At 60.6% G+C, this 23693-nt stretch carries 15 protein-coding genes and 1 other RNA gene; all 16 read left to right on the top strand.

Annotated features, from left to right (window positions below):
• The first annotated feature begins 14 nt into the window (after positions 1-14).
• The 16 genes from ONB25_06670 (at position 15) to ONB25_06745 (ending at position 23582) form a co-directional block, all read left to right on the top strand.
• Entirely contained in the window at positions 15-539 is a 525-nt protein-coding gene (locus tag ONB25_06670; protein ID MDZ7392558.1) for a hypothetical protein, read from the top strand.
• A gap of 242 nt (positions 540-781) precedes the next feature.
• Entirely contained in the window at positions 782-2029 is a 1248-nt protein-coding gene (locus ONB25_06675) for a hypothetical protein (protein MDZ7392559.1), read from the top strand.
• A gap of 36 nt (positions 2030-2065) precedes the next feature.
• A complete protein-coding gene (locus ONB25_06680; GenBank protein MDZ7392560.1) occupies positions 2066-3154 on the top strand; it encodes a T9SS type A sorting domain-containing protein in 1089 nt (362 codons plus the stop codon).
• A 263-nt stretch (positions 3155-3417) separates the two neighbouring features.
• Positions 3418-3776: a transfer-messenger RNA gene (gene ssrA / locus ONB25_06685) on the top strand.
• A gap of 187 nt (positions 3777-3963) precedes the next feature.
• A complete protein-coding gene (locus ONB25_06690; GenBank protein ID MDZ7392561.1) occupies positions 3964-4944 on the top strand; it encodes a DUF362 domain-containing protein in 981 nt (326 codons plus the stop codon).
• A gap of 103 nt (positions 4945-5047) precedes the next feature.
• Positions 5048-5401, top strand: a complete 354-nt coding sequence (locus tag ONB25_06695) for a DUF4870 domain-containing protein (protein MDZ7392562.1) — start codon at positions 5048-5050, stop codon at positions 5399-5401.
• A gap of 292 nt (positions 5402-5693) precedes the next feature.
• A complete protein-coding gene (locus ONB25_06700; GenBank protein MDZ7392563.1) occupies positions 5694-7391 on the top strand; it encodes a hypothetical protein in 1698 nt (565 codons plus the stop codon).
• A gap of 51 nt (positions 7392-7442) precedes the next feature.
• Positions 7443-9218 carry a hypothetical protein gene (locus ONB25_06705; protein MDZ7392564.1) on the top strand — a complete coding sequence of 592 codons (1776 nt, stop codon included), beginning with the start codon at positions 7443-7445 and terminating at the stop codon, positions 9216-9218.
• 19 nt (positions 9219-9237) lie between these two features.
• Positions 9238-10101: a hypothetical protein gene (locus tag ONB25_06710; GenBank protein MDZ7392565.1), complete on the top strand. Its 864-nt coding sequence runs from the start codon at positions 9238-9240 to the stop codon at positions 10099-10101.
• An 18-nt stretch (positions 10102-10119) separates the two neighbouring features.
• A complete protein-coding gene (locus tag ONB25_06715) occupies positions 10120-12294 on the top strand; it encodes a TonB-dependent receptor (GenBank protein ID MDZ7392566.1) in 2175 nt (724 codons plus the stop codon).
• Positions 12295-12327: 33 nt separating this feature from the next.
• Positions 12328-13545: an aldo/keto reductase gene (locus ONB25_06720; protein MDZ7392567.1), complete on the top strand. Its 1218-nt coding sequence runs from the start codon at positions 12328-12330 to the stop codon at positions 13543-13545.
• Between the two features lie 16 nt (positions 13546-13561).
• The gene (locus ONB25_06725) at positions 13562-14497 is read left to right on the top strand and encodes a hypothetical protein (protein MDZ7392568.1); all 936 of its coding nucleotides are present in this window, start codon (positions 13562-13564) and stop codon (positions 14495-14497) included.
• A 415-nt stretch (positions 14498-14912) separates the two neighbouring features.
• On the top strand, positions 14913-20984 hold the full coding sequence (gene sprA / locus ONB25_06730) for a cell surface protein SprA (GenBank protein MDZ7392569.1): 6072 nt from the start codon (positions 14913-14915) through the stop codon (positions 20982-20984).
• A 23-nt stretch (positions 20985-21007) separates the two neighbouring features.
• Positions 21008-21928, top strand: coding sequence for a M28 family peptidase (locus ONB25_06735; GenBank protein MDZ7392570.1), 921 nt, complete (start codon positions 21008-21010; stop codon positions 21926-21928).
• A 4-nt stretch (positions 21929-21932) separates the two neighbouring features.
• The gene (prmA, locus tag ONB25_06740) at positions 21933-22799 is read left to right on the top strand and encodes a 50S ribosomal protein L11 methyltransferase (GenBank protein MDZ7392571.1); all 867 of its coding nucleotides are present in this window, start codon (positions 21933-21935) and stop codon (positions 22797-22799) included.
• A 618-nt stretch (positions 22800-23417) separates the two neighbouring features.
• Positions 23418-23582 (top strand): hypothetical protein, encoded by a 165-nt coding sequence (locus tag ONB25_06745; GenBank protein ID MDZ7392572.1) that lies wholly within the window; start codon positions 23418-23420, stop codon positions 23580-23582.
• The last annotated feature ends 111 nt before the right edge of the window (positions 23583-23693 follow it).

Consider the following 23693-nt stretch of genomic DNA (forward strand, 5'->3'; position numbering starts at 1 on the left):
CGAGGAGGCCACCGATGTCCTCAAAGCGGAAGGGAGAGGTCTGGATAATCGTGGCCGTGGCCATTTGCGCCCCAACTATAGGCACCGCGGCGTTGACAAGAGACCGCCACAATGTCCCCCCGCAGAAAAGCGTGAAGGTGACGCGCGCCGGTATTGTGCAGAAGGCTTTGGCCCTGGGCGCCATAGAGCCCCGGCGGGAGGTGGCGGTCAAGTCGAAGAGTTCTGGCGTCGTGGGTGCCCTGTTTGTAGCAGTGGGCGACTCTGTGCGCGAAGAGCAGCCTCTGATGGAGATACGCCCGGATCCGACACCACTCGAGCTTGCGGAGGCCAAGCGCAACGAGGAGCTGGCGGCCATCGAGTTCGCCAACGGTGCGCAGGAGCTGCGGCGACAGCAGGACTATGAGCGGTTGCAACGCCAATACGATGAGGCAGAACTGCGCCACAAGATCGCCAGGGAACGGCTTGCCCTGCTGGAAAAGGGCAAGGTGCGCATCGCCGATGCAGAGGTTGAGACCGTCATCCGCGCGCCCATCGGGTGAAGTGGAGCCTCTTGGTTCGCGCGCGTGCCCCGCTTTTGTGCTCGAGCCTGCAGAGAGGGCTGGGCGACAGGAGCGGGGCGTTGCGTTTTGGAGTGGGACCAGCTCTGTGGGCAGGACAGGAGCCCATGCCGCGGCAATTTCTGGTAGGCAGGCAACAAAAAGGTTGACAGGGGTTGATTTTTTTTTACATTCTTCTGGTGTCTGGCCGTCATTCGGCGCGAGTGTTTCCGAGGGGAGGCTCTATGCGAAAGGGTGTGTTCCTGCCGTTTGCGCTCTTGTGTGGCGCGCTGGTCTGGTGTGCGCGGGACAAGAGTCCGTTGGGGCCGGGTGAGGGCCCGGCCGTCTGTCCGCAGCACGAAGTCCCCTGGGCCAGCCTGGCCAATAGCCCGTGGCCCATGTTTCGCCATGATCCCCAGTTCAGCGGCCGCAGTCCGTACGTCGGCCCGCGCCGAGGGCGCATCAGGTGGAGGTTCAGGCCTGGAGAGAGGGGGGAGCTGTATCCGGCTGTTGTGGTAGGTCGCGACTCGACGCTATATTTCGGGTACAGAGAGCTTCTGCCCGCGGGCGAGGGAACGTTCTTGTACGCCTTGAACCCGGACGGGACGTTACGATGGAAGTGCAGGTTGGGGGGCGAGATCGGGTACGAGCCGGGACCCCCTTTCGTTACGGCCGACGGGAAAATCCTTGTGCAATCCTACCAGCGCCAGGAGCTTTACGTGATCTCTGAGCGTGGGGGTATCGAGCGGATCTTGCACCTGGCGTTTCGGTCCATGATTAATATTGGTCTGGACGGCTCCCTCTATTTTGTGGGCACCGATGCGCGCCTGTATGCCGCGACGCAGGGGGGGATTCTGCAGTGGTGCAGTGAGATCGCCGGTGGTTTTCATTGGACCGGCGCGACGATCTCGCCAGATGGAGCATTCTTGTATGTGCTGACAAGGAGGGAGCCGCCAGGCGGAGATGTTGGGGGGTTGTGTGCCTTGGCGGCCGGCGGAAGCATCCGCTGGCACCACCCACTCCCCGGGGGCCACTCGTTCATCGCCCCCTTAGTGAGTTATGACGGGAAAGTATACGTCGGAACAGACGCTCCGGGGGACTCGTCTGGTTTCTACTGCATCGGCCCAGATGGGAAGAGGAGCTCATTTTACAGCTCTCTTGCAGCAGGGCTGAACGAACCCACCATTGATAAGAGTGGGCGAGTGCTGTTCGAGGCCTACAGGGGGCTGGTATGCCAGGACTGTGGCGGTAACGTCGTGTGGGAGTTCCCCCTGGCCCCGCCCGGCGGATATGCAGGCCCGATCTGTGACAGCGAAGGTGTCTTCTACGTCTTCACAGAGGAAGTGATTGCCCTGAGTGCCGATGGTAAACTCATGTGGAGGATCCCATTGGAGGGATCTTTCACCCGGATCGCTGCACCTGCTATTGGGTCGGATGGGGTGCTGTACCTCGGAACGTACGGTGAACCCAGCCTGCTATATGCCATTGAGTAGGCTGCGCGTATTGACGGTTTGAAGGAGGGAGAGCGCATGAGAGGCAAGGCAATCATGGCAGGGGTGATTTGGTTTACTCTGGCCGCGGGCGCTGCGCACGGACAGGGGGCTTGCCTGCACCTCCAGGAAGTCATTTTGCACGTGATGAACGGGACAGGGGGTGAATCCCTCACATTCAGGACGAGGCCCCAAGAGGGGTCAGCGGTCTGGGACCGGAGTGGTTTCCTTACCGCCGACCCCACTTTCACGCGGCCCTCGGACATGGAGGTGGAGCTGGATCCAGACGGGACGTGGCTCAGGAACGACCAGGGGTGGAGCACGGAATCGCCCGATGGGCAGGTGTGTCTGGGCCGTGGAGTCTATGAAGTAGCCGTGGTGGGCCGCATGGGATCGTTCGAGATAGAATGTTATGGCACGCACAAGGTGGTTTCCGGAGATGCGGTGGTGACATACGATGCTGGCCAGGACATCTTTGACGCTTCCAGCCTCGACCTCTACGACGGCCCTGATGACCTAGAGCCTACGCCGCCGCGGAACTTTCGCTGCACCAATGCCGGACGTGACGGGGAAAACCCTCGCTTTGAGTGGGAACAGCCGGAACCGAACGGTGTCGCTTACTGGTACAACGTCTACCGCAGACGCCCCTCGCAGGGGTGGAGGCGTGTGGCCTCCGGCCTCAGTGGGAGGGAGTGGACCGACGAGGAGGTGGTCATCAACCGTGCTCAGGGAGTTGAGTATCTCTACTGTGCCACCGATTATACCAGCAGGTGGCCGGAGTCGGACTATTCTGAGGAGGCTCGGATTGTGGGTGAATTGGGGAAGAGAGCAGTGGACTCTGGGGCACTGTCGGAGGCGGCGCGCGATCCACTAGCCGCGCTCTGCGTCTACCCCAATCCTTGCAATCCTCTGGCGACGGTCCGCTACGTGGTGCCAGAGGAGGGGGCTGTCAAGGTGGCCCTGTACGACCTTGCGGGGCGGGAGGTTGCGCAGCCTGCCGAGGGTCACCCTGGGGCGGGTGAGTACCAGGCCCGATTGGATGGTCATGGCCTGAGCTCTGGGGTGTATCTTGTGCGCATGCTCTGTGGGGCCGTGGCGCCGAGTGCCAAGGTGCTGGTGGTGAAATAGTGCCCTCGGGGGCTCCTTTTTTGCCCCGCTTTTGTGCTCGAGCCTAGGGTGAGGGCTCGGGGACAGGAGCGGGGCCTTCTGTTTTTTGAGGCGCAGGTCCCTCTGCGGAAAAGGAGTGTCGAGTGAGAGGGCTCGACACCCCCCCTGCTGGCTCCTTTCCCACACATGAAAAACACCTTGCTTCTTTGCCCCCACGGTTGTATATTTGAACGGCAGCCAAGGAAAACCGGCGCGATCGTTCCTTTCCTCTGCGAGCTAGATCCGGGGACGACATGGTTTCGACGGGAGTCGCGGGGTTGGAGACTGCATGCCGAGGTTCCAGTACCTCGTAAATCCACTGGAAACCAAATGTAAACGCAGACAATGCGTATGCTCTGGCTGCCTAATTAGTGCAGCCACGTCCCGTGCGGGTTTGGCACACTGGGCCCGTGATGGGGCGTCGCTGACAGCGTGCTAGCCGCAGACGATGCTCAGGCGTCTGCAGCGAACCTTCACTGAGCTGGCCTGTCCGGGGCTTTGCCTGTTGTGCCTGCGGCAGGCGAGAACAAGCAACAGGCTGCGCATGGAGAGGTCTCCAAGACCGGGCTTTCGGACGTGGGTTCGATTCCCACCGTCTCCACCAATTGCAAAGGCCGTGAGCGCCTCTCGCTCCGGCCTTTTCAGTCCAGATGCCAAGCGGACGAACAACTTACGCCGGGCACATGACAGATCGACCTACCCCCAGCCCCGTCTACTTTGTCCCGTTCCGCAGGGAGGAGTCGCCAGCGGTTGCAGATGGCCTCATCCGTCGCCTTTGCCAAGAGGCTGGTATGCGCCAGGTGGTGACGCCGAAAGACTATGTGGCGGTGAAGCTGCATTTTGGTGAGGAAGGAAATGGCACCCACCTGCCCCCCTCGATGGTGCGCCCCATCGTCTCGTTTGTCAAGGAGTGTGGGGGACGCCCGTTTCTCACCGACACTTGTGTGCTTTACCGAAGTCCTCGAAGCAACGGGATCACGCATCTGGAGCTGGCCCACGCCCACGGCTTCACCTTAGAGGCCACCGGAGCGCCGATAGTCATGGCCGATGGCCTGTTGGGCGATAGCGAAATCACCGTGCCCATCCCCGGCAAGCTCTTCTCTGAAGTCTCGCTGGCACGCGAGGCCATGCGCGCCAACGCGCTGGTCGTGGTGAGCCATGTGACGGGGCATGTGGCTGCGGGCCTCGGGGCGACGATCAAGAACTTGGGCATGGGATTAGCCAGCAGACGGGGCAAATTGCGCCAGCACTCGGCCATGAAACCCCAGGTCAAGCCTGACGTATGTACAGGCTGCGAGGAGTGCGTCCGCTGGTGCCCAGAGCAGACCATCGAGATGCGCGACGGCGTGGCATTTATCGTCACTGAGGGGTGCATCGGCTGCGGCGAGTGCCTCACCACCTGCCGCTTTGATGCCATCCGCTATGATTGGAAAGTGGCCAACGATGATTTACAGCGCAAGATTGCCGAACATGCCCTGGGGGCAGTCATCCAACGACGCGAAAAAGTCCTGTGTTTCAACTTCATCGTATCGGTGACCAAGGACTGTGACTGCCTGGCCATAGCGCAGTCGCCGCTGTTCGAGGACATTGGTGTCCTGGCCAGTCGGGACCCGGTGGCGGTGGACAAGGCCGCCCTGGACCTCATCCTGCAAAGGGTTGGTAAGCCTCTGCACCAGATGGCCTACCCCAGGGTGGATGGAAGCGTGCAGCTCGCCCATGCCGAGGCGATTGGGCTGGGCACGACCCGCTACGAGCTGCGTACCGTCCACTAAGCGGACCGCGGACCGAGTTACCAATTCGTGACGAGACGCACACATTGCGTGGCCCCTTTCTGTTATCTTGGATGTGGCAGCGAACCTGAAGACGGAGGTCCCTATGAGCGGGCAGACTGGAAGCAAGGACGAAAAGACGTGGGCGCTGTTCTGCCATATCGGTGCCCTGGCCGGTTTTGTGTTTCCGTTCGGCCACATTATTGCCCCCTTGGTCATCTGGCTGGTGAAGAAGGAGGAACTGCCGCTGGTAGATGACCAGGGCAAGGAGTCGCTCAATTTCGAGATCAGCATGACCATCTACGTCCTGGCGGCAGGGCTCCTGAGCTTGGTGCTCATCGGCATCCCCATCCTCATTGCGCTCGGAATATTCTGGCTGGTGGAGATCATCATAGCGGCCATTCGCGCCAACGAAGGTCAACGGTTCCGCTACCCGCTGAACCTGCGGCTCATTAAGTAGTGGTTCGCGTCGCGTCCGGGCAGGAGGGGGCGTACAGCTGAAAGGGCGAAGAGGGTTTATCTTGGCAGGACGCCGACGTGCCTGGCTGCCGTCTCGCGGTGGGAGAGTTGCCACATAAGGCTTAACCCCTTGAAGTCATTCGAGTGTGGCCCGCACTGGGGACGCGCGAATTGACGGCGCGGGTTCGGTGGGAAATGGGGTTGCGGAGGGAAGAGTTCGTGTAGGAAGGGCGGTAGGAGAAGGCACTCGCAGTGGCGAGGCCCTGCGGAGGCCAAATCTGAGGAGGGCTAAGATGCATACCGCAAAGCTGTGTGGTACGTGCCTGGCTGCTGTAGTGGGCTGCTTTGGCCTCGGCGCTTTCGCCCAAGGCGCAAAGACGCTCGAGCGCCCATGGCAGCCAGTAGTCCTTGATGCGGGAGCCTTCCCGGAGCTCCATGCGACGCCGGTGGAGCATATTCACGTTTTTGCCTACCGGTCCAGCCCCGAAGGCGGTGTATGGGAGAGAATTCCCTTTCAGATCGACGAAAAGGACTCAGCAGACTATTTTTCCTTTCCCCATAACCGGGTGTTCGACGGATTTGACCAGCTGGTCTTCATGGCCCGCGATATGGGCGACCAAGCCCCGCCCGAAGCCTGGGTGGATGACGTGGCGTCGCGAGGCCACCCGCGCATCGAGATTGAGGTGCGAGACGGCCTTGATCCCACGCAAAAGGCCTGGGCCTACCTCTACGTCAGTTCCAGCCTCGCGTCTCAGCCGTCTTTTTCGTACGGGCTCTCGGTGAACTGGAAATCTCCCGACTCCAACTGGGTGGAGACAAATGCCTATGCAGTGGGGTTTGCTCCATCCGGACTTATCGGCGATGCGCGCATCAAGCCGGAAGGTGGCGGCACAGGCGTGCACCTGGTGGACACGCAAAAGCTGCGCATGGTGGGGCTGTTCCGTCACCAGGCGCTCAAGTTCTACCTCGGCAAGAGGGGGAATCCGCCGGGCAACGAGCGGGACTTTTTCCGCCGCGTCCCAGATTCCACCAAGGTCATAGGCGGAGAGGTGCGCGTGGTAGTCCGGGAGTGGGTGCAGCTTTGGATCATGGGCGTGATGCCGCTTCCGGTGGGGTTTCCGCTCACCACCTACTTTTACCCCTACAGCGTCAGCTTTGGTGGCGCCATCGACAGCACCAGCATGCCGGCGGATACGGAAATCTGGCTCGACCTGGTGCGGCAGTCGCTTGACCTTACGCCACAGGCGCAGGGGATGCGGTTCTACAATGCTTACAACAGCGACGGCCTTCTTGTCGATGGCGTGCCCGACAGCCCAGTCACCACGCTGCAGACACCCGGGTTGGACTGGGCGATGGTCACTGGCGAGCAGGGCACGATCGTCACCCTTACCAGGGTGCCGCGCCTGGGCTCACAGCAGCAGCTCTACTACTGGGACAACGCCACAGGCGGCTCCGCGGATGGGACGCATCAGTTCCTTTGGGGAGGCGATACAGGGGATGGCGTCTCATACGGCGATTTCGGGTACATGTTCACCGGCGATAGCTTCGGCGTGGCTCTGAGCTTTGAGCTGACGGGGTATTTCTTGCCTGGCAACCAGCAGCCGAGCGTGGGGGAGGCCTTGCGACAGTGGACCGCGGCTGGTATTGTGGTGAATGTGGCGGCGCAAACTTACACCTCTGCCGTAGGCGTGGGCAGGCCCGGAGGAGCTCCGGGTGAACTGGCGCTGCATCAAAACTTCCCGAACCCGTTCAACCCGCAGACTGTGCTACGGGTGGAACTTCCTGTGGGGGTGGGGGCAGAGCTTCGCATTCTCGATAGTGGTGGCCGCCTGGTGCGCCGATTCGACCTCCGCGGTGGGTCCCCAGGGGTGCAGGAAGTAGTCTGGGACGGGCGGAATGAGCACGGCGCGGAGCTTCCTTCTGGCGTGTACGTGGCGGTCCTGCGTTCTCAGGCGGGCGTGGCCAGCCGGAAGGTGCTCCTGGTGCGCTAATGGCTGGGGTGGGCGTCTACGCGGGGACTTGGGGCCAAAGGAGAGGTGGCAATGAGCAGGCGCACAGAATGGGCCATCTTGGTCGTGGTGTTGCTGCTGGCGACTCAGCTCCTGGCGCAGCAGCTGTACCAAGAGCGGTACTACGAACCGGTGGTGATCAAGCAACGTGAGATGCCGATCTGGGAGGACCTGCCCCTGGACCAGGTCTATCTCTACGCTTACGACGCCTGGACAGGTACGTGGCGACTCATGCCATTTCAGATCGACGAAGTCTACAACACCTGGGATCCGTGTAAGCCCGGGGTGGAGGCAGCCCGCCGCGACTTTTACGTCCATGTGGGCAGCGCCAACGTCATCGCCGCCGATGCCAATCCCGCCTTTGATTCCGACGACGAGCTGGTCTTCTTGGTAGGGGACATGGGCGATCGCGCTCCTGACGACGTCTGGCTGGACGACCCCGACGCGCGCAGGCACCGCCGATTTGAGATCGCCGTTGCGGACCCAAACGATCCCTCTTGGCGTGCCTACGCCTACCTGTACCAGTCGTCGACGCTGCAGGCGGAGGTGCCCAGCCCGTACGGCTTTGCCTTCGACCCAGCCCTGCAGCAGGTGGAGACCTTCATGTACCGGCTGCGCCTCAATCCCAACAGTGGCGTGGTGGAGGATGTGGCCATCAAGCCGCCATACGGCACTGGGGTGGACTTTTTCGACACGCAGAAGATCCGTTTCGTTGGCTACCTTGACTATGCGGGGAGCTGGCAAATTACCATCGGAATGGGCGGCGCGCCTGCGGCCAATGAACGCGACAACCTCCACCTCTACCAGCCGCATGAGGTTGGCAGGCACTACTTCGGCTACACGGCGCGCCCCGTGGTGCGATTGGTGCGCACGGTGCGGCAGGTGGTCAAGTTCGGACTCATAAGGCTTGACGAGGCCGCGTTTTATGTAAAAGGATACTTTTACCCCTATTCGGCACGCCTTGTGGGTGGCGTCAACCTGGACACGGAAAAGCTGAAAGAGGTCTTTCACACGGAGGACGACATCTACATCGAGCTGGAGCTCCTCCGCCAGTCGTGGGATTTCAACAGCAATGCCGCGGGCATGCGCTTCTACAACCGGTTCAATGATGGCGTGCTCATCGACGGCCAGCCGGACGCGGTCAACTCGGCGATTCGCTTGCCCATTCGCGAATGGGGGCTTGTCACAGGGCCGCAAGGGAGCATGTTCACCCACGGCACCTTCCGCGACACCACCTGGCAGAGCATTGCACTCTACTACCACGACAGCCAGCAGGGGGGTGTAGCTGACGGTACCTCAGGTGGCGATACCGGCGATGGCGTCTCCTACGGTGATTACGGGATCGTATTCCGTGGCAGTGGCCAGGACAGCGTGGACTTGGAGCTGGGGTTTGTCGCTTACTTCTTGCCTGCGAACCTGCCACGCAGCGAAGCTGAGAAGTTAGCTTTCATCATCGAGCACCCGGTGCATGTCTCGGCGCGAGCAATGTCGTATCCCAGCGACGTGGCTTGGGAGCAGGAGGGCATGCCAGCCCGGTTCCAACTGCTGCCGGTGTTTCCCAACCCGGGGGCAGAGGGGGTGATGCTGCGCTTTGCGCTTGACCGACAAGGTCCTGTCACGCTGACCGTAGTGGACGTGCGTGGCCGCACAGTACGCACTGTCGCCGCAGGCGACTTGCCCCCTGGCATGCACCAGGCGTGGTGGGACGGACTGGACGCATACGGGAACCGGGTTCCTCCTGGCGTGTATACCTGTTGGTTGCGCACCGAGCGGCTGGCAAGCAGCCGCAAGGTGTTGATCGTCCGATGAACTGCAGGCGGACGTGGACATGAACTTTGGCGCAGCAACTCGAGGGGTGGTTGTAGCCTTCGGTGGGGTGGCCCTGCTTGCCGCGCTCTCCTGCGAGGTGGACCACGGCGTTGCACCGCTTCCGGGCATGGTGCGGGCGCGCGTGCTGTTCTATGGGGGGCCCCCACCAAAGAACACCCAAGGCATATACTTGGTCGTGGCCCCCAAATTCCCACCCCGTGCCATCAACGAGCTTTACCATAGCCCGAACAGCCTCCCTTTCAAATGGGACGCCGTGCGCGACACGGTGATCACGGAAATGGCCCTCCCCTATGGCCACTATGAGGCCATCAGCTTGTGGTGGTATAACACCGAGACAAAGTCCAACCTGGCGGACGTCTTAGCCCTCCCTTTGGACGCCAGCAACAATCTTCTGCCGCTGGGGTTTGACATTACCAAAGAGCAGCCGGTCTTTGAGATCGATTTGCGCGCCAACTGGAGTCGGGTGGACCGGGACGCCAGCATTGAAGGGACCATCTACTTCAACGGGCCATTTCCGGCCAATACGCTGGCCACCGCGGTGGCCGCCTACGTGCGCAAACCCCAGGCGAGTGTGGAGTTTCTGACCATGCTCAAGTCCATCGACTTTTCGGTAGGGCCAGAGTCCGAAAAGTACGACCCGCAGAGGAAGGCGTACCACTTTGTGCTACCGGTGCGGCACGGGACGGTGGAGTACGTGGCCGTATTCTGGTTGCCTGAGAGGGCCAGCTTGACCGACTATCGTGAGCTGGGGGTGTATGAGGATCCTTCTGCCCCTGGACAGCCGGGCACGATGAGCCTCAAGGCCGGCGAAACCAAGAGGGGGGTGGATATTTACGTGGACTGGGCAAAGGCCAAGCCATAGGCTTGGCAAGAGGAGGACATGGGCAGGTTCGGCACCTGGCTACGGGTTTTTGGGATTGTGCTCTGCGCGGTGGCCGCGACGCACGCCAGTGGGGGGAAGGTCTCGGGCACAGTCATTGACGGGCAGACAGGCAAGCCTTTGCCTGGAGCGAATGTGCAGATTCTCGGCACCACCCGCGGGGCCAGCGCCGACCGCGACGGGGCCTTCGTCATCGCCAACCTGCCGCCCGGAAGGTATAGCGTGCGCGCCTCCATGATCGGCTATCGCGCGGTGACCATCGACGGGGTGAGCATCGCGGAAGGACAGGAGGTCCGCCTTGCCTTCGCTTTGCAGCCCGCTCCCATCGAATTTGACCCCATCGTGGTGGTGGCCGGCAAGGCGCAGCAGCGGCTTGATCAGGCGCCGGTGTCCATCTCGGTGGTGAGTGCCAGGGACATCCAACAGCGCGCCGCCACCAACCTCATCGACGCCTTGGAGACCGCTCCAGGGGTGAACTTTATCGGCGAGCAGATCAATATCCGCGGCTCCACCGGCTACACCTTCGGCGCAGGGAACAAGGTGCTCCTGCTGCTGGATGGCGTGCCGGTTTACGCAAGCGACACAGGCCAATTCAACTGGGACATGCTCCCACCGCTGGACATAGAGCAGATCGAGGTGCTGAAGGGCGCCGGCTCCACGCTCTGGGGCGCCTCAGCTCTGGGTGGAGTGGTCAATGTGATCACCAAGACGCCCTCGCCCGAAGGACAGTTGCTCTTTTCCTGGACCGCAGGAAAGTACGACCGGCCCTACTACGACGAATGGCGCTGGACCGACCCTGACCGGCTCCACTACACCCGCGAGGACCTCAGCTACAGCCGAAGCTTTGGGCCCTTGGGGCTACGGCTCTCAGCAGGGCGCTTTACGTCCACCGGCTATACCCAACTGGGCGATTTCCAAAAGTACAATCTCACCGGTCGCGCCGACTACCGGTTGCCGAACAGCGCACGTCTGACCCTTTATGCGGCCTACAGCTACATCAAGCGGGGTTTCTTTGTGCAATGGAAGGGGCAAAACGACCCTTATGAGGTAGATGAGGCGAACCTGGGCAACAGGGCAGCGACCAATCAGCTCGCCTGTTATGCCAAGGTGGTTCTGCCCATTTCAGCGCGGTTGGCTCTGAACGTGCGCGGCTCTCTGGTGCGCACACTCATGGGTAACCAATTCGGCCCCGAGGCCAATTTCAACCCCGCCTGGGGCCAAGGGTTTGAGGTGCAGACAGACTGGCTCCCCCACAGCCAGCACACGATCACCGCCGGCCTCCAGTACCAGCACGACGCCGGCAGCACCAAATACTTTGGCAGCCACAGAGGTTTTTTTGTCGGGCCCTACCTGCAGGATGAGTGGCGCCTGCGGGAGAACCTACGCCTGACGGCTGGGGTGCGCTACGACCGCTATCAGATCATCGGCGGCATCAAAGAGGACCTGTTCAGCCCGCGCCTGGGAGTGAACTGGCAGCCGTGGGCCACAACTAGCGTGCGCGCCTCTGTTGGCAGCGGCTTCCGGGCGGCAACCATCGTCGAGCGCTACCTGGAACTGACGGTGATGAACTTTAAGATCAAGGCCAATCCCGGCATCCGCGCCGAACATTCGTGGGCTTACGACGTGGGGTTGCGCCACTACTTGACGCGGGACTGGAACGTGGATGTCTCCTTCTTTGACAACGAGTATTGGGACATGATCGAGGCGCACCTGGATCTGATTCGCGGCCAGATCCAGTTCCGCAATGTGACGCGCGCTCGGGTCTGCGGGGTGGAAGCCACGAGCAACATGAGTATCCCTTTGGATGTATTGGGGAGACGCTGGACCCCGGGCCTCCACCTCAGCGTTACCGCCATGGACCCGCGCGATGTGAAGTGGAATGAGCCGCTCACTTATCGGCCCAAGGTGATCGGCACGGTCAAAGCGGACATACGCGTAGGTCGGCTCCAGGGTGAAATCGACTACCGCTACGCAAGCAAGATCGACAAGGTCAAGATCTACCCTATCAACCAACGGGTGCCGATGAAGTTTGTCGACCTCCGCTGCGGACTGGAATTGGGCCACCTCACTGTGCGCGCGGGCATCAACAATCTGCTCCAATACAACTATGCGCCCATGGAGAGCAACCTGATGCCCATGCGCACGTTTTTCGTCGGTCTGCAAGGTGGGTTTTGACAACCAGGTGAACATGGGCAAAAGGAGCCAAGCATGAGCAAGAAACTGACCAGGCGGGAGTTTATGGGGAATATAGCGTTGGGCGGGTTGACACTGGGTGCGGGATGGCCGTTGCTCAGGAGGCTTGTACCGCCGCAGGAGGCCCCGCCAACAGTCATCTACCGTGCACTCGGCAAGACTGGTCTGCGCTTGCCCATCGTGAGCTTTGGGGTGATGAATTCGGACAGCCCCGACCTGCTGCGCAAGGCACTGGACCTTGGCATCAGGCACCTGGACACTGCCAACGGCTACATGGGAGGAAAGAGCGAGGAGGTGATCGGCACAATTGTCGCCGAACGTAAGTGCCGCGAGCGAGTAGTGATAGGCACCAAGCTCTGGTTTGCCCGAGACCGCGAGGGAAACTTTCTGAGCGCCGACCGCGGGCCCGCTCCGGGGGCGACGCAGGAGAACTTTGACCGGATGCTGAGCATCAGCCTGAAGCGGCTGCAGACGGACTATGTGGATATCCTCTATCTGCACAGCTGCCAAACGGCGGGAATGGTCACCTACGAGCCGCTGCTGAAAATCTACCAGGAGGCGAAAAAGAAGGGGGTGGCGCGTTTTGTGGGCGTTTCCACCCACTCTAACGAGCCGGAGGTGATCCGCGCGGCTGTGGACACAGGTGTGTGGGACGTGGTGCTGACGGCGTACAACTTTATGCAGGGACATCGCGAGCAGGTGCGCGAGGCGATCAAGTACGCGGCACAGAAGGGTGTGGGTGTCATCGCCATGAAGACCCAAGCCGGGGCCCGCTTGAACCAGCGGCAGGCCATTAACCATGCCGCAGCGCTCAAGTGGGTGTTGAACGACCAGAACGTCTGCACCACCATTCCTGGCGTCACGACCTTTGAGCAGTTAGCGCTGGACTGGGGGCTGATGGCGAACCTGAAGCTGAGCGAAGAGGAGGAACGCGACCTGCAGCTCTCGTCGGCCCACCAGGCCCCCTACTTCTGCCAGGGGTGTCGGAGCTGTGTGGCCTCGTGCCCGCAGCACGCCGAGGTCCCTGCGGCCATGCGCGCCTACATGTACGCCTTTGGGTATGGCAACTTCTTGCAGGCGCACCAGGCGTTGGCGGAGTGGGCAGAGCTGGGTGGGCCGGCCGTCTGCGAGGAATGCGAAAAGTGCGTGGCCAGGTGTCCCCATGGCATTCCGGTGGGCAGACGAGTGGAGACGATGCTGGCGTGGTCGCGGGAGGAGTTGCAGCTGGCTTAGGAAGTGAGGGCGTCTCATGTACAGTCGTGCTGTCCTTGCTGCATTGAGTCTTGGGTTAGTGTTTTCCCTGGCCGGGCAGGGACCATGTGGAGCCCAAGAGGTCGACCAGTCCCGTGCGCTGGTGGCGTTGCTGCCAGGAGACGAGGAGATGTCCGGGTGGAAACGCCTGGAGCCCCTTCAATTCTTTGGGCCTGAGAACTTGTGGGAGTACATCGACGGCGCGGCGGACCTGTATTTGGAGTACGGCTTCCAGGCAGTGGTGGCCGCCGAGTACATGACCGCCGACAGTGCCCGCTCGATGACCGTCGAAATCTACCGCATGGCCACGCCACTCGGCGGGTTCGGCATCTATGCCGCAGAGCGCTCGCCTGAGGATAGCATCGTGGCGATTGGCGTGCAGGGGTGCCTGAGCGACAATACGCTCAAATTCTGGAAGGGGCCCTACTACGTGAAGCTGATTTCATTCGACGTGGAGACGGACGTGCCGCAGGTCCTGATGAGCGCGGGCCGACTGGTCGCCAGCCGCATCGCCGGAGAGTACGCTCAGCCTCGGTTATTCGCCTGTTTTCCTGAGGCGGAGCGCGTGCCCCACAGCGAGCGCTACCTTCCGCACCACTTCTTGGGCCAGAAGTACCTGCACGATGCCTACCGCGTGGACTACCGACACGGCCCCACCGGGTGCCAGCTTTTTGTGGTGGCGGGCGATTCCGGCAAGCAGTCCCTGGACCGGTTCGTGGAGTTTGCACGGTCCCAGCGTCAAAAGGTGCTCGTCGATGCCATAGGCGATGTGCCGGTGGTGTGCACCGGCGACGATCGGTGGACGATCCTGTTTGTGCACGACGGCCTGCTGGCCGGCGCCACGGGTGTGGTTGACCTGGAGAAGGGCAAGGCGCTAGTGGGGAAGCTGATTACACGGCTACGCGAATGTTGGACCGCTTCTGGGCGCAAATAGAAGAACGATCTCGTGCCAAGAGGTCCGATTGGGGGTGCAGAGGGCGCATGGGTTGTGGGGGGCTTTAAGGAGCTTCCGTCTCATGGAAAGTGCGGACTCAGTGCCGGCCGTCTGAGGCGGACGGACACCCCACTTTCCCCTTGATTTTTTCCCGATTTTTCGTTAACTTTACGTGTCGAATAGCATTAGAGCGCCATGCTCAGCAAGGAACCAAGGTGGAGGAGGCGTCGCCGAGCCATTTGTTACGTGGTTCTAAAACGCAGGCGTGCAGGCTTCTCTGAACCGCTGCCGCGAGTGGCTTGCGAGGTTTCACCTTCTTGGTTCGTTGCACGTGATGGGTTGCCGACGACATCAATGCCCATCGTGGCGAGCATGGTGCATTCTCGTTGCGGCCTGGGCCGGCCTCATCTGGTTCGTGCCAGCCGCCTCCGCAGGGAATGACCCCTCTCCCATTCGGGTCCACTACTATTCCGCCATAGACCCGCGTGCCGCGGTGCTCAAGGCCAGCAACCGCCCGGTAGGGCTCTGGCTGGAAGGTGTGCCCTCTGGTCTGCTTGCGGTAAACCTCCCTTCCCTCAAGCGCGAGCTCAGCATCGACTCCACAGGCACCAACGTCACCATTGCTGAGGAGCTGTTCGGCTATCCGTTCACCATCCCTGCCTACTTGACCCTGGGCGAATACGTGCGCGTGCGGGCGCGCAACGAACGTGACGCACTATGGCGAGAGCGGGTCGTGCAGGGCCCCGCCGTGCAGGGGCCTACCGGCCGTACCGGCGCAGGGGCGATTGTCATCGACATCCCGGTGGAGATCAAGAGTCAGGCGTTCCAGCGCATCTTCGGCGGCGGCAGGGTGGGCCTGGACGTGACCGGCGACATCTCCATCAAGGGCGGCTTTCGCCATGAGAAACGCAGCGAGGTCAAGACCGCGCTCAACCGCGGCTCCGACTATAACTTCAAGATGGAGCAGACGCAGCGCTTCAACGTCAGCGGGCACATCGGCGAGAAGGTGAAGGTGCTCGTCGACCAGGACAGCGAACGGGCCTTTGACTTTGACAATGCCATCTCGCTCCGCTACCAGGGGTTTGAGGACGAGATTGTCAAGAGCATCGATGCCGGGAACATTTCGCTCTCCCTGCCGGCCACGCAGTTTGTGACCTTCAGCGCGAAGAACTCCGGCCTGTTCGGCGTGCGGGCGGATATGGAGATTGGCAGGCTGAAGCTTACCACCATTGCCAGCCAGGAGAAAGGGCAGGGGAACAAGATCTCCCTAAGCGGTGGCGCCAAAGGCGAAAAGCAGCGCATCGAAGACTATAACTATCGCCGCGGCACGTACTTCTTCTTGGACGAGTACTACTACCGGCAGTTCCCGGATGTGGACGACCAGGGCCGCCATCGTTTCTATCCGCCGCGCTCCATCAAGCGCCTGGAGCTCTACAAATCGGAGCCGGGGTATGAGACCCGCTATTCTGACTCAATCCGCGGCTTTGCCGGCATGGACATCGACACCACCAACTTTACCTTTGAGATCGACACCACCAACACCCAGCTGATCGAGACGGGTTACTTCCGCCGCCTGGAGAAGAACACAGACTACTTCTTGGAGCGCGACCTCGGGTATGTACAGATGATGGTCCCCTTGGGCCAAGGCGAAGTGCTGGCGGTGGCCTATGAGGATTCTTCGGGACGCATTGTTGGGGACATTGACTACAATCCGGAAGCAGGGAAGCCCATTATTCTCCGCTTGCTCAAACCGCGTGTGTCCCGTCCTGCGCACCCCACCTGGAAGTTGGAGTGGAAGAACGTCTACTATCTTGGCTCGCGTAATATTCCGGAAGACGGGTTTGAGCTGAAGATTTTCTACAAGCCGCCCTCCGGTGATCCGCAGGAGGCCGGCCCCACCAAGAGCGGTCCAGTCAAATCCTACCTGCAGATCTTTGGCTTAGACAAGGTTGACCAGACGGGTTCGCCCAATCCGGACAACCGGATCGACATGAACGCTAATATCATCAACTTGGCCAGGGGCGAGCTCATCTTTCCTGACCTGCGCCCCTTTGATCCCATTGGCCCCACCGAGTTGCCAGACGACAAGCGCACGCGCGCCATCTACGACACCACGGTGCAGTCGTACATCGCGCAGGAGAGCAAGTTCTACATCGAGGTCACCTCCAAGATCCGCCGTCCGGATTATGACTTGGGGATGAATGTCATCGAGGGTTCTGAGGAGGTGCGGCTGAACGGGGTCAAGCTTGTCAAGGACCGCGACTACACCATCGACTACTGGTCTGGCAAGCTGGTGATCCTCAACGAAGCGGCCACACAGCCTTCCGCCGACGTGGAGATCACCTATGAGAGCAACCAGATGTTCCAGATCGAGCGGAAGACCATTTTGGGCGCCCGCGCCCAGTACGACTTGTGGCAGGACAGCTTCATCGGCGGCACGGCGCTTTACCTCGGCGAGCGAACGTTGGAGCAAAAGATCCGTGTGGGCCGCGGGCCGATGCAGAACTTTGTCTGGGACCTGAATACGCAGCTGCGTTTCAAGCCGAACTTCCTTACCACATTCGCCAATGCACTTCCTTTTGTGAACACCCAGGCGCCTTCCACGTTGAACTTTGAAGGAGAGATTGCCCAGGTGTTCCCCAACCCGAACACGGTCAACAACGAAAAGACCGGTGACAATGACGGCGTTGCCTACATCGATGACTTTGAGGGCTCCAAGCGAGAGACGATTATCGGCATCGATCGTCGCGGCTGGACGCCTGCATCGGTGCCGGTGCAAAAGAAGGAATATGCTCCGCACGGCGAACTGAGCCTGGCGAAAATGGGGCGCCTCATTTGGTACAATCCTTACAATCAAGTGCCAATCAAGTACATTTGGCCCACGAAGGACGTCAACCCCAATGTGCCGCAGCGGGTCAATGTGCTCACCATGCGCTTTACCCCCGCAGACAGCGTGCCCAGCGCCGAGTCGTGGGCCGGCATTCAACGCGCGTTGTCCTCTGGCTACGCCGACCAGACCGAGAGCAAGTTCTTGGAAATCTGGGTCCAGGGCGACGTGGGGGTATTGCACATCGATCTAGGGCAGATCTCCGAGGACGTCATTCCCAACGGCAGGCTGGATACGGAGGACCGCGCCGTGGGGGGCATCCGCAACGGCGTGCTGGACGCAGGGGAGGATGTGGGCCTGGACGGCATGGCAAACAACGATTCGCGCGCCCGGGCTGCAGGCGGGGATTTCTGGGACATCAACGGCAACGGCGTGCGCGACTATGGGGAGCCGTGGAGCTTCGACGACTTTCATTACCAGCCCGGCATCCCTGACTATGACCAGATAAACGGTTACGAGGGCAACGAGAACGACACCGGAGGGCGCTACCCAGACACGGAGGACATCAACCGCAACGGGGACGTCGACCTGAGAAACGACTACTTCGAGTACACGTTCTCCTTGGACAAGTCCAGCCCCGACACCGTGTACATGGTGGGCGGCAAAGGGCTTCCGCCGGAGGACGACCACGGCTGGCGCCAGTATCGCATTCCCTTGGACCAACCGAGTCGGGTAGTGGGCAATCCCGACATCTCGTTGGTCGAGTACATGCGCGTCTGGGTGGACGGCGTGGAGGGCCATCAGCCGGTCTACATCAGCATTGCCGAGCTGAAGCTGGTGGGGAGCGACTGGAAAGAGCAGGGTGTGGCCGGGCCATCGGCCCCTGACCAGTACGACGCGCGAAACGACAGCACGGTGGTGGTCACCGTCGTCAATACGCATGACAACCCGGAGTACAAGGAAAACCTCCCGCCTGGCGTGGAGGGCGTACGCGATAGGATCACCCAGGTCATCGCCCGTGAACAGTCTCTGGTGCTCAAGGTGACCGAACTGCAACCCGGCTACAACGGCATCATTCAGAAAAGCCTCTATCAGCCGGAAGACTATATCCACTACAAGACGATGAAGATGTTCGTCTTTGGCAAGGACCCGTACGGGATTCATATTCGGTCAGACCAGAGCCTCATTCACTTTTTCCTGCGTTTTGGTTCGGACGCCAAGAACTACTACGAAATCCGCGAGCCGGTCTATCCGGGGTGGGACCGGAGGAACGAGATCGAAGTGGATCTGCTTGAGCTCAGTGCCATCAAGCTGGATCCCTCCTTGCGGGTCGATTCTCTGAGCACACAGTCCTCACCCGTATTTGAGAAGTATTTGCCTGGCGGGAAGCGCCTGCGAATTGTGGGACGTCCTTCGCTGACCAATGTGCGCATCCTCGTGGCGGGCGTGGAGAACCTTGCCTACGCGGAACAGGGCGGCACCAAGGTGCCCAATGTGACACCATTCACCGGGGAGATCTGGATTAACGAGCTGCGCCTCTCCAATGTAAAAAAGGACCGCGGCATGGCCTATCGGGCCAGCGTCGACTTTGCTCTTGCTGATCTGGTGCGTGTCACTGGCCAGGTGAATAGGCAGGACGCGGACTTTCACAATGTAAATACGCGGTTTGGTTCCGGAGACAATCGCACAGGTCTTAACCTCACCAGCAGCATTGCCCTGGAGAAATTCTTGCCGCAGTGGCTCGGCATAAGCATGCCGGTGAACATAAACTACGGTGAGACGCAAGCCGTGCCCAAGTACGTCCCGGGCACTGATATTGAAGTCACGGCCGATACTCCCGACTCGACTCTCTCCGCCATCAAGACCGTCTCGATGCGCAGGGGCTTCGGTGTGTCTTTCCGGCGGGTTGAAAAGTCGAGGAACTTTTTCATCAAGAACACCATCGACAACATCACCGCGAACTACAGCGAGAGTTCCGATGAGGGGAGCAACTCGCAGACGGCCATTTCGCGAAATCGCAACCAAACTGGGGGGGCGTCCTACAACTTGGTCTTCGGCCGGAACAACTTCTTCCAACCCTTCTCCTGGCTTGCCGGGGTGCCGGTGTTGAAGAAGCTGAGCGTGACCAAGATGTACTACACGCCCAGCACGATCGGCTTGAAGGTGAACGGCACCCGTTCTTTCATGTATTCACGCACCCGCAGTGGCATCGAGTCGTACAACAACGTGTTCAACATCACCCGGGACGTGAGCGCCACCATGCGCATTTTCGACAGTTTTAGCTTGGATTACGGGCGGTCGCATACCAGTGACCTGCGCAACGTGCCGCGCGAGGAGTTGACGCATGGCAAGTTGGGGGTGCTCACGGCGGTGAATCAGAATTTCAAGGCACAGTACAACCCCAAGATCTTCAGTTGGTTGAGCAATAGCTTGAACTACAATTCGGACTATCGCTACAACTACAATCAGCAGCAGAAGGACCTGGGGAGGAGCGCTTCCACCAATGCTTCGCTGACCGCATCCGGCTCCATCAATCTAGGCCAGCTGCTGTCTTCCATCAGGAGGCCGTCCACTCCTGCGGGCCGTGCGGTGCCTGGACGTACGCCCCCGGTGCGGAGGCCCCCGGGCCAGCAACAGCAGCCTCCTGAGCCGCAGAAAAAAGGCGGTGGTAGCTTCAGCCTTTTCGACACCATGCACAGAGTGTTCGGCATGATTGACCCAATAAGCGTCTCCTATAGCAAGCGGACCGGAGTCAATCTCTACGGCCTGGCCCCTGGCACCCCGCGCTGGCAGTTCCAGTTCGGATTCTCTGATAGCAGCGGACTCCCTGTTGCTGCACAAAATGTCGGTTCCAACCGCGGTTCCCGTTCCGAGACAGAGAGCCTGAATTTTGGCAGCGGAGTGAAATTGAGCCAACGGCTGGTGATCACGCTCAAGTACAGCGAGTCCTCAAGCGTCAACCGCACCACCACCGTCACCGGCAACGAGTCACAGAACTGGTTCCGCCTTGGTAATGCGGACATGGCCCTCCCCGAGTGGACGGTACGCTGGAGTGGGTTCGAGCGTTATCTGTTCTTCAAGAAGCTGGCGCAAACAGTGAGCGTTGATCACGGCTTTAGCGGGCAGAAGCGGAGCACGTGGAACCTTGAACGGGGCATCAGGGAGGAGACGCGCAAGGACTATGACACCAACTTTCGCCCCCTCGTGGGCATGAACATCACCTGGAAGAATGGGATGACCAGCACGCTACGCTTCAACAAGGGCGAAACGTTGAGCGAGAGCATGGGTGTGAGCAGAGGGCAGACGCGCACGCAGACCATGGACATCAGCTTTACCACCAACTACTCCAAGCGCGGCAACTTCCGCATCCCCATTCCGGTGTGGCCATTCAAGAATGCGGTGCTGAAGAACAACGTGGACCTTTCACTCACCTTCAGCATGAACCGGAACGTCACTGAGAAGAGCAAGGGGGCGGGAATCTTCGAGGAGACCGGCCGTACCGAGAAGTGGAGCCTGATGCCAAAGATGACTTATGCGTTTAGCAATCGCGTGCGCGGCGGCGTGTCGTTCGAGGTGGGCAAGACAAAGAACAAGCTCATCGGCGACAGTTCCATCCAGGAGCTGGCACTGGACGTAAATATCTCCATCCGCGGCAATTGAGGCGCAATCTCTGAGGGAGGCCTGTGGACAGCGCAAGGCGAGTGTGGGCTTGTATTGGTGGATTGGTGCTCGCTTGGGTGGCGATTCTGTTCTCCGTGAGCTGCAGTGCGGGTCCGCCGCGATTTGACGAGAAGAACGCATACCAGTACCTCCTTCGCCAGTGCGAATTTGGGCCTCGTGTCCCTGGTTCCGAGGGCCACCGCGCCTGCTTGGCCTTCCTCAAACAGGAGCTAAGCAAGTACGCGGACAGGGTTATCGAGCAGCAGTTTCAGCACACGTTCGGCGCTGAGCGTCGGGCTGCCCTCATGACCAACCTGATCGCCAACTTTTGGAGCCAAAAGACAAAACGCGTCCTACTGTGCGCCCATTGGGACACGCGGCCATGGGCGGACTATGACCCAGATCCGCGCAACCGTCGCACGCCTGTGTTGGGAGCGAATGACGGAGCCTCGGGTGTGGCGGTGCTCCTGGAAATTGCACGGCTGCTCAAGGAGCACGAACCTCGCTACGGTGTGGACATCGTGCTTTTCGACGCCGAAGACTGCGGCCAGGAGGGCGACGAGCAAAGCTGGGCGGTGGGCGCCAGGTACTTCTCGCGCACCATCGCTCCGGGATACCGTCCGGTCTTTGGCATTCTCCTGGACATGGTGGGGGACCGTGACCTGGAGATTTACATCGAACAAACCTCCTATGACAACGCCCGAGAGGTCGTTGAGCTCGTATGGACCCGCGCTCAACAATTGGGCGTGACCGAATTCATCCGTCGTCCCAAGTATCGCCTGGTGGATGACCACCTGCCCCTCCTCGACGTGGGCATTCGCTGCATCGACATCATTGACTACGACTACCCCTATTGGCACACCCTCCAGGATACTCCAGACAAGTGCAGCGCCGAAAGCCTGGGCAAGGTGGGCCGGGTAGTGGTGGACGTGCTCTATCGTTGAGCCCATGGACCGTAGAGTGCCAGAGCCGGCCTGGTATGAACTGCACGTGCCGGCACCTCCTGCGGTGCGCGACATCATCGTTGCCTTTCTGGCGGAGGCGGGCACCACTGGCTGCCAGGAGCTGGACGACACTATTGTCGCTTATTTCGAAGGAAAGGCACCGCGCCGAATAGCTAGATCCCTGTGGCAGCTGATGCGGGGTTTGGGATGCACGCTTGCCCCGCAAGAACTCCGCATACACAGAGTCGTGAACCAGAACTGGGCGGAGACATGGAAGTCGTTCGTGGGGCCGGTGCAGGTTTCGCCGCGCATTGTCATTTGTCCAACCTGGGCCCCTGCACCACGGCCTGAAGGGGGCGTGCTCATCTGGCTCGACCCTGGCATGGCCTTCGGGAGCGGTCACCATGCCACCACCCGGGGGATGCTGCTGCTCTTGGAAGAGTACGTCGCGCCAGGGCAGATCGCCCTCGATGTGGGCACAGGGAGCGGGATCCTGGCAATCGCAGCGTGCAAGCTGGGTGCAGGCGAGGTGTTTGCCTGCGATACGGACCTCGGGGCGGTTCCGATTGCCAGAGACAATGCCAGGCGCAACCAGGTGGAAGGTCAGATACACCTGTGGGTGGGCAGCGTCGATGCCTGCAGGGGCAGGAGCTATGACCTCATCACTGCCAATATCACTGCGCAAGCGCTATTGCCCCTTATAGCTGATCTCCGGCGACTCCTTTGTCGCCAGGGCGTGCTCCTCCTTTCCGGCATCCTTGCGCAGGAGGAGGAGGTATTTGCCCGTGCACTGGCCGACGAGAGCTTGCGCACAGTCAAACGACTGCAGATCGAAGAGTGGGTCAGTCTGGTTGCAGTGCCTGGCTCGTAGTGGACAGAGCCGGGCTTGAGGTCATTGTGAGGGTTTTGTTAACGCTTGGGGGTCGCGTTGATGTCTGCCGTGCCCGCCTAGAGCGTGATTCCACTTTCAGCCTCCCTTGGTGGGCGTTCTCTGGGAAGCGATCCCTCTGCGCACACCCCGCTGAGATTCTTCTTGACAAATTGGCCAAATATCCGTAAAATCCAAAAAAAAGTCGACTCCGGGTGTTCTGCCAAACGAGTGGGACGCGCCACGCCACGGCGAGCAGGAGGGCTAAGGCGCTGGTCGTAGCAGGCTGCGCCGAGGTAGCGTGTACCCTTGTCACCCGTCTGACTGTGCCATAGACATTTCAGCTGAGGAACCAGGGGGCGCTTGGCGGTGTGGCAAAGGGGAGGTGCACGGCAGTGAAGTACGTATCGTGGGCATGTGAGGGCGAGACTGTGGCATTTGGCCGCATGTGGTTTGTGCCTGGACGGCGGTGGGCCATGTTCCTTGCCGGTGTAGTTGAGGACAGTGAAAGGTCGTCCTTTCGGGAGCACCTATGAGGTCTGGTTGTGCAGTAGAGGTGCGGCAGCTCCGAAAGGCGTACGGTGCCACGGTGGCCGTCGATGGTGTATCCTTTGCGGGAGGGTGCGGCAGCTTGCGGAGTTTTTGCCCCTCACCCATGTCGTGACCCTCTTGCGGGGGCTGTGGATAGGCAACGCCTGGGGTAACTATCCGCGGGAGATTGCCATCTTGGCAGCCGTGTTGGTAGCAGGGCTCGTTATCTCTGCAAGAACTTTCCGCTGGGAGTAGGCAACTGCAGCACTGCGAAGCACCCGCTGACCGCGTTCAGGTGCTACGTGCCAGTTGCTCCTTCAAAGAGGCCTAAACTGTCGTGAGCAAGGTTGGTGTGCTACGTGCCTG

This window comes from candidate division KSB1 bacterium, assembly GCA_034506335.1.
Classification (GTDB): Bacteria; Zhuqueibacterota; Zhuqueibacteria; order JANLFK01; family Oleimicrobiaceae; genus Oleimicrobium.

What these genes read in the sequence shown, in the direction of transcription:
- ONB25_06720 (MDZ7392567.1), top strand. Translation starts at nt 12,328, where the DNA reads ATGAGCAAGAAACTGACCAGGCGGGAGTTTATGGGGAATATAGCGTTG.
- ONB25_06675 (MDZ7392559.1), top strand. Translation starts at nt 782, where the DNA reads ATGCGAAAGGGTGTGTTCCTGCCGTTTGCGCTCTTGTGTGGCGCGCTG.
- ONB25_06715 (MDZ7392566.1), top strand. Translation starts at nt 10,120, where the DNA reads ATGGGCAGGTTCGGCACCTGGCTACGGGTTTTTGGGATTGTGCTCTGC.
- ONB25_06700 (MDZ7392563.1), top strand. Translation starts at nt 5,694, where the DNA reads ATGCATACCGCAAAGCTGTGTGGTACGTGCCTGGCTGCTGTAGTGGGC.
- ONB25_06725 (MDZ7392568.1), top strand. Translation starts at nt 13,562, where the DNA reads ATGTACAGTCGTGCTGTCCTTGCTGCATTGAGTCTTGGGTTAGTGTTT.
- ONB25_06710 (MDZ7392565.1), top strand. Translation starts at nt 9,238, where the DNA reads ATGAACTTTGGCGCAGCAACTCGAGGGGTGGTTGTAGCCTTCGGTGGG.
- ONB25_06705 (MDZ7392564.1), top strand. Translation starts at nt 7,443, where the DNA reads ATGAGCAGGCGCACAGAATGGGCCATCTTGGTCGTGGTGTTGCTGCTG.
- ONB25_06690 (MDZ7392561.1), top strand. Translation starts at nt 3,964, where the DNA reads ATGCGCCAGGTGGTGACGCCGAAAGACTATGTGGCGGTGAAGCTGCAT.
- ONB25_06680 (MDZ7392560.1), top strand. Translation starts at nt 2,066, where the DNA reads ATGAGAGGCAAGGCAATCATGGCAGGGGTGATTTGGTTTACTCTGGCC.
- ONB25_06670 (MDZ7392558.1), top strand. Translation starts at nt 15, where the DNA reads ATGTCCTCAAAGCGGAAGGGAGAGGTCTGGATAATCGTGGCCGTGGCC.
- prmA (MDZ7392571.1), top strand. Translation starts at nt 21,933, where the DNA reads ATGGACCGTAGAGTGCCAGAGCCGGCCTGGTATGAACTGCACGTGCCG.
- ONB25_06695 (MDZ7392562.1), top strand. Translation starts at nt 5,048, where the DNA reads ATGAGCGGGCAGACTGGAAGCAAGGACGAAAAGACGTGGGCGCTGTTC.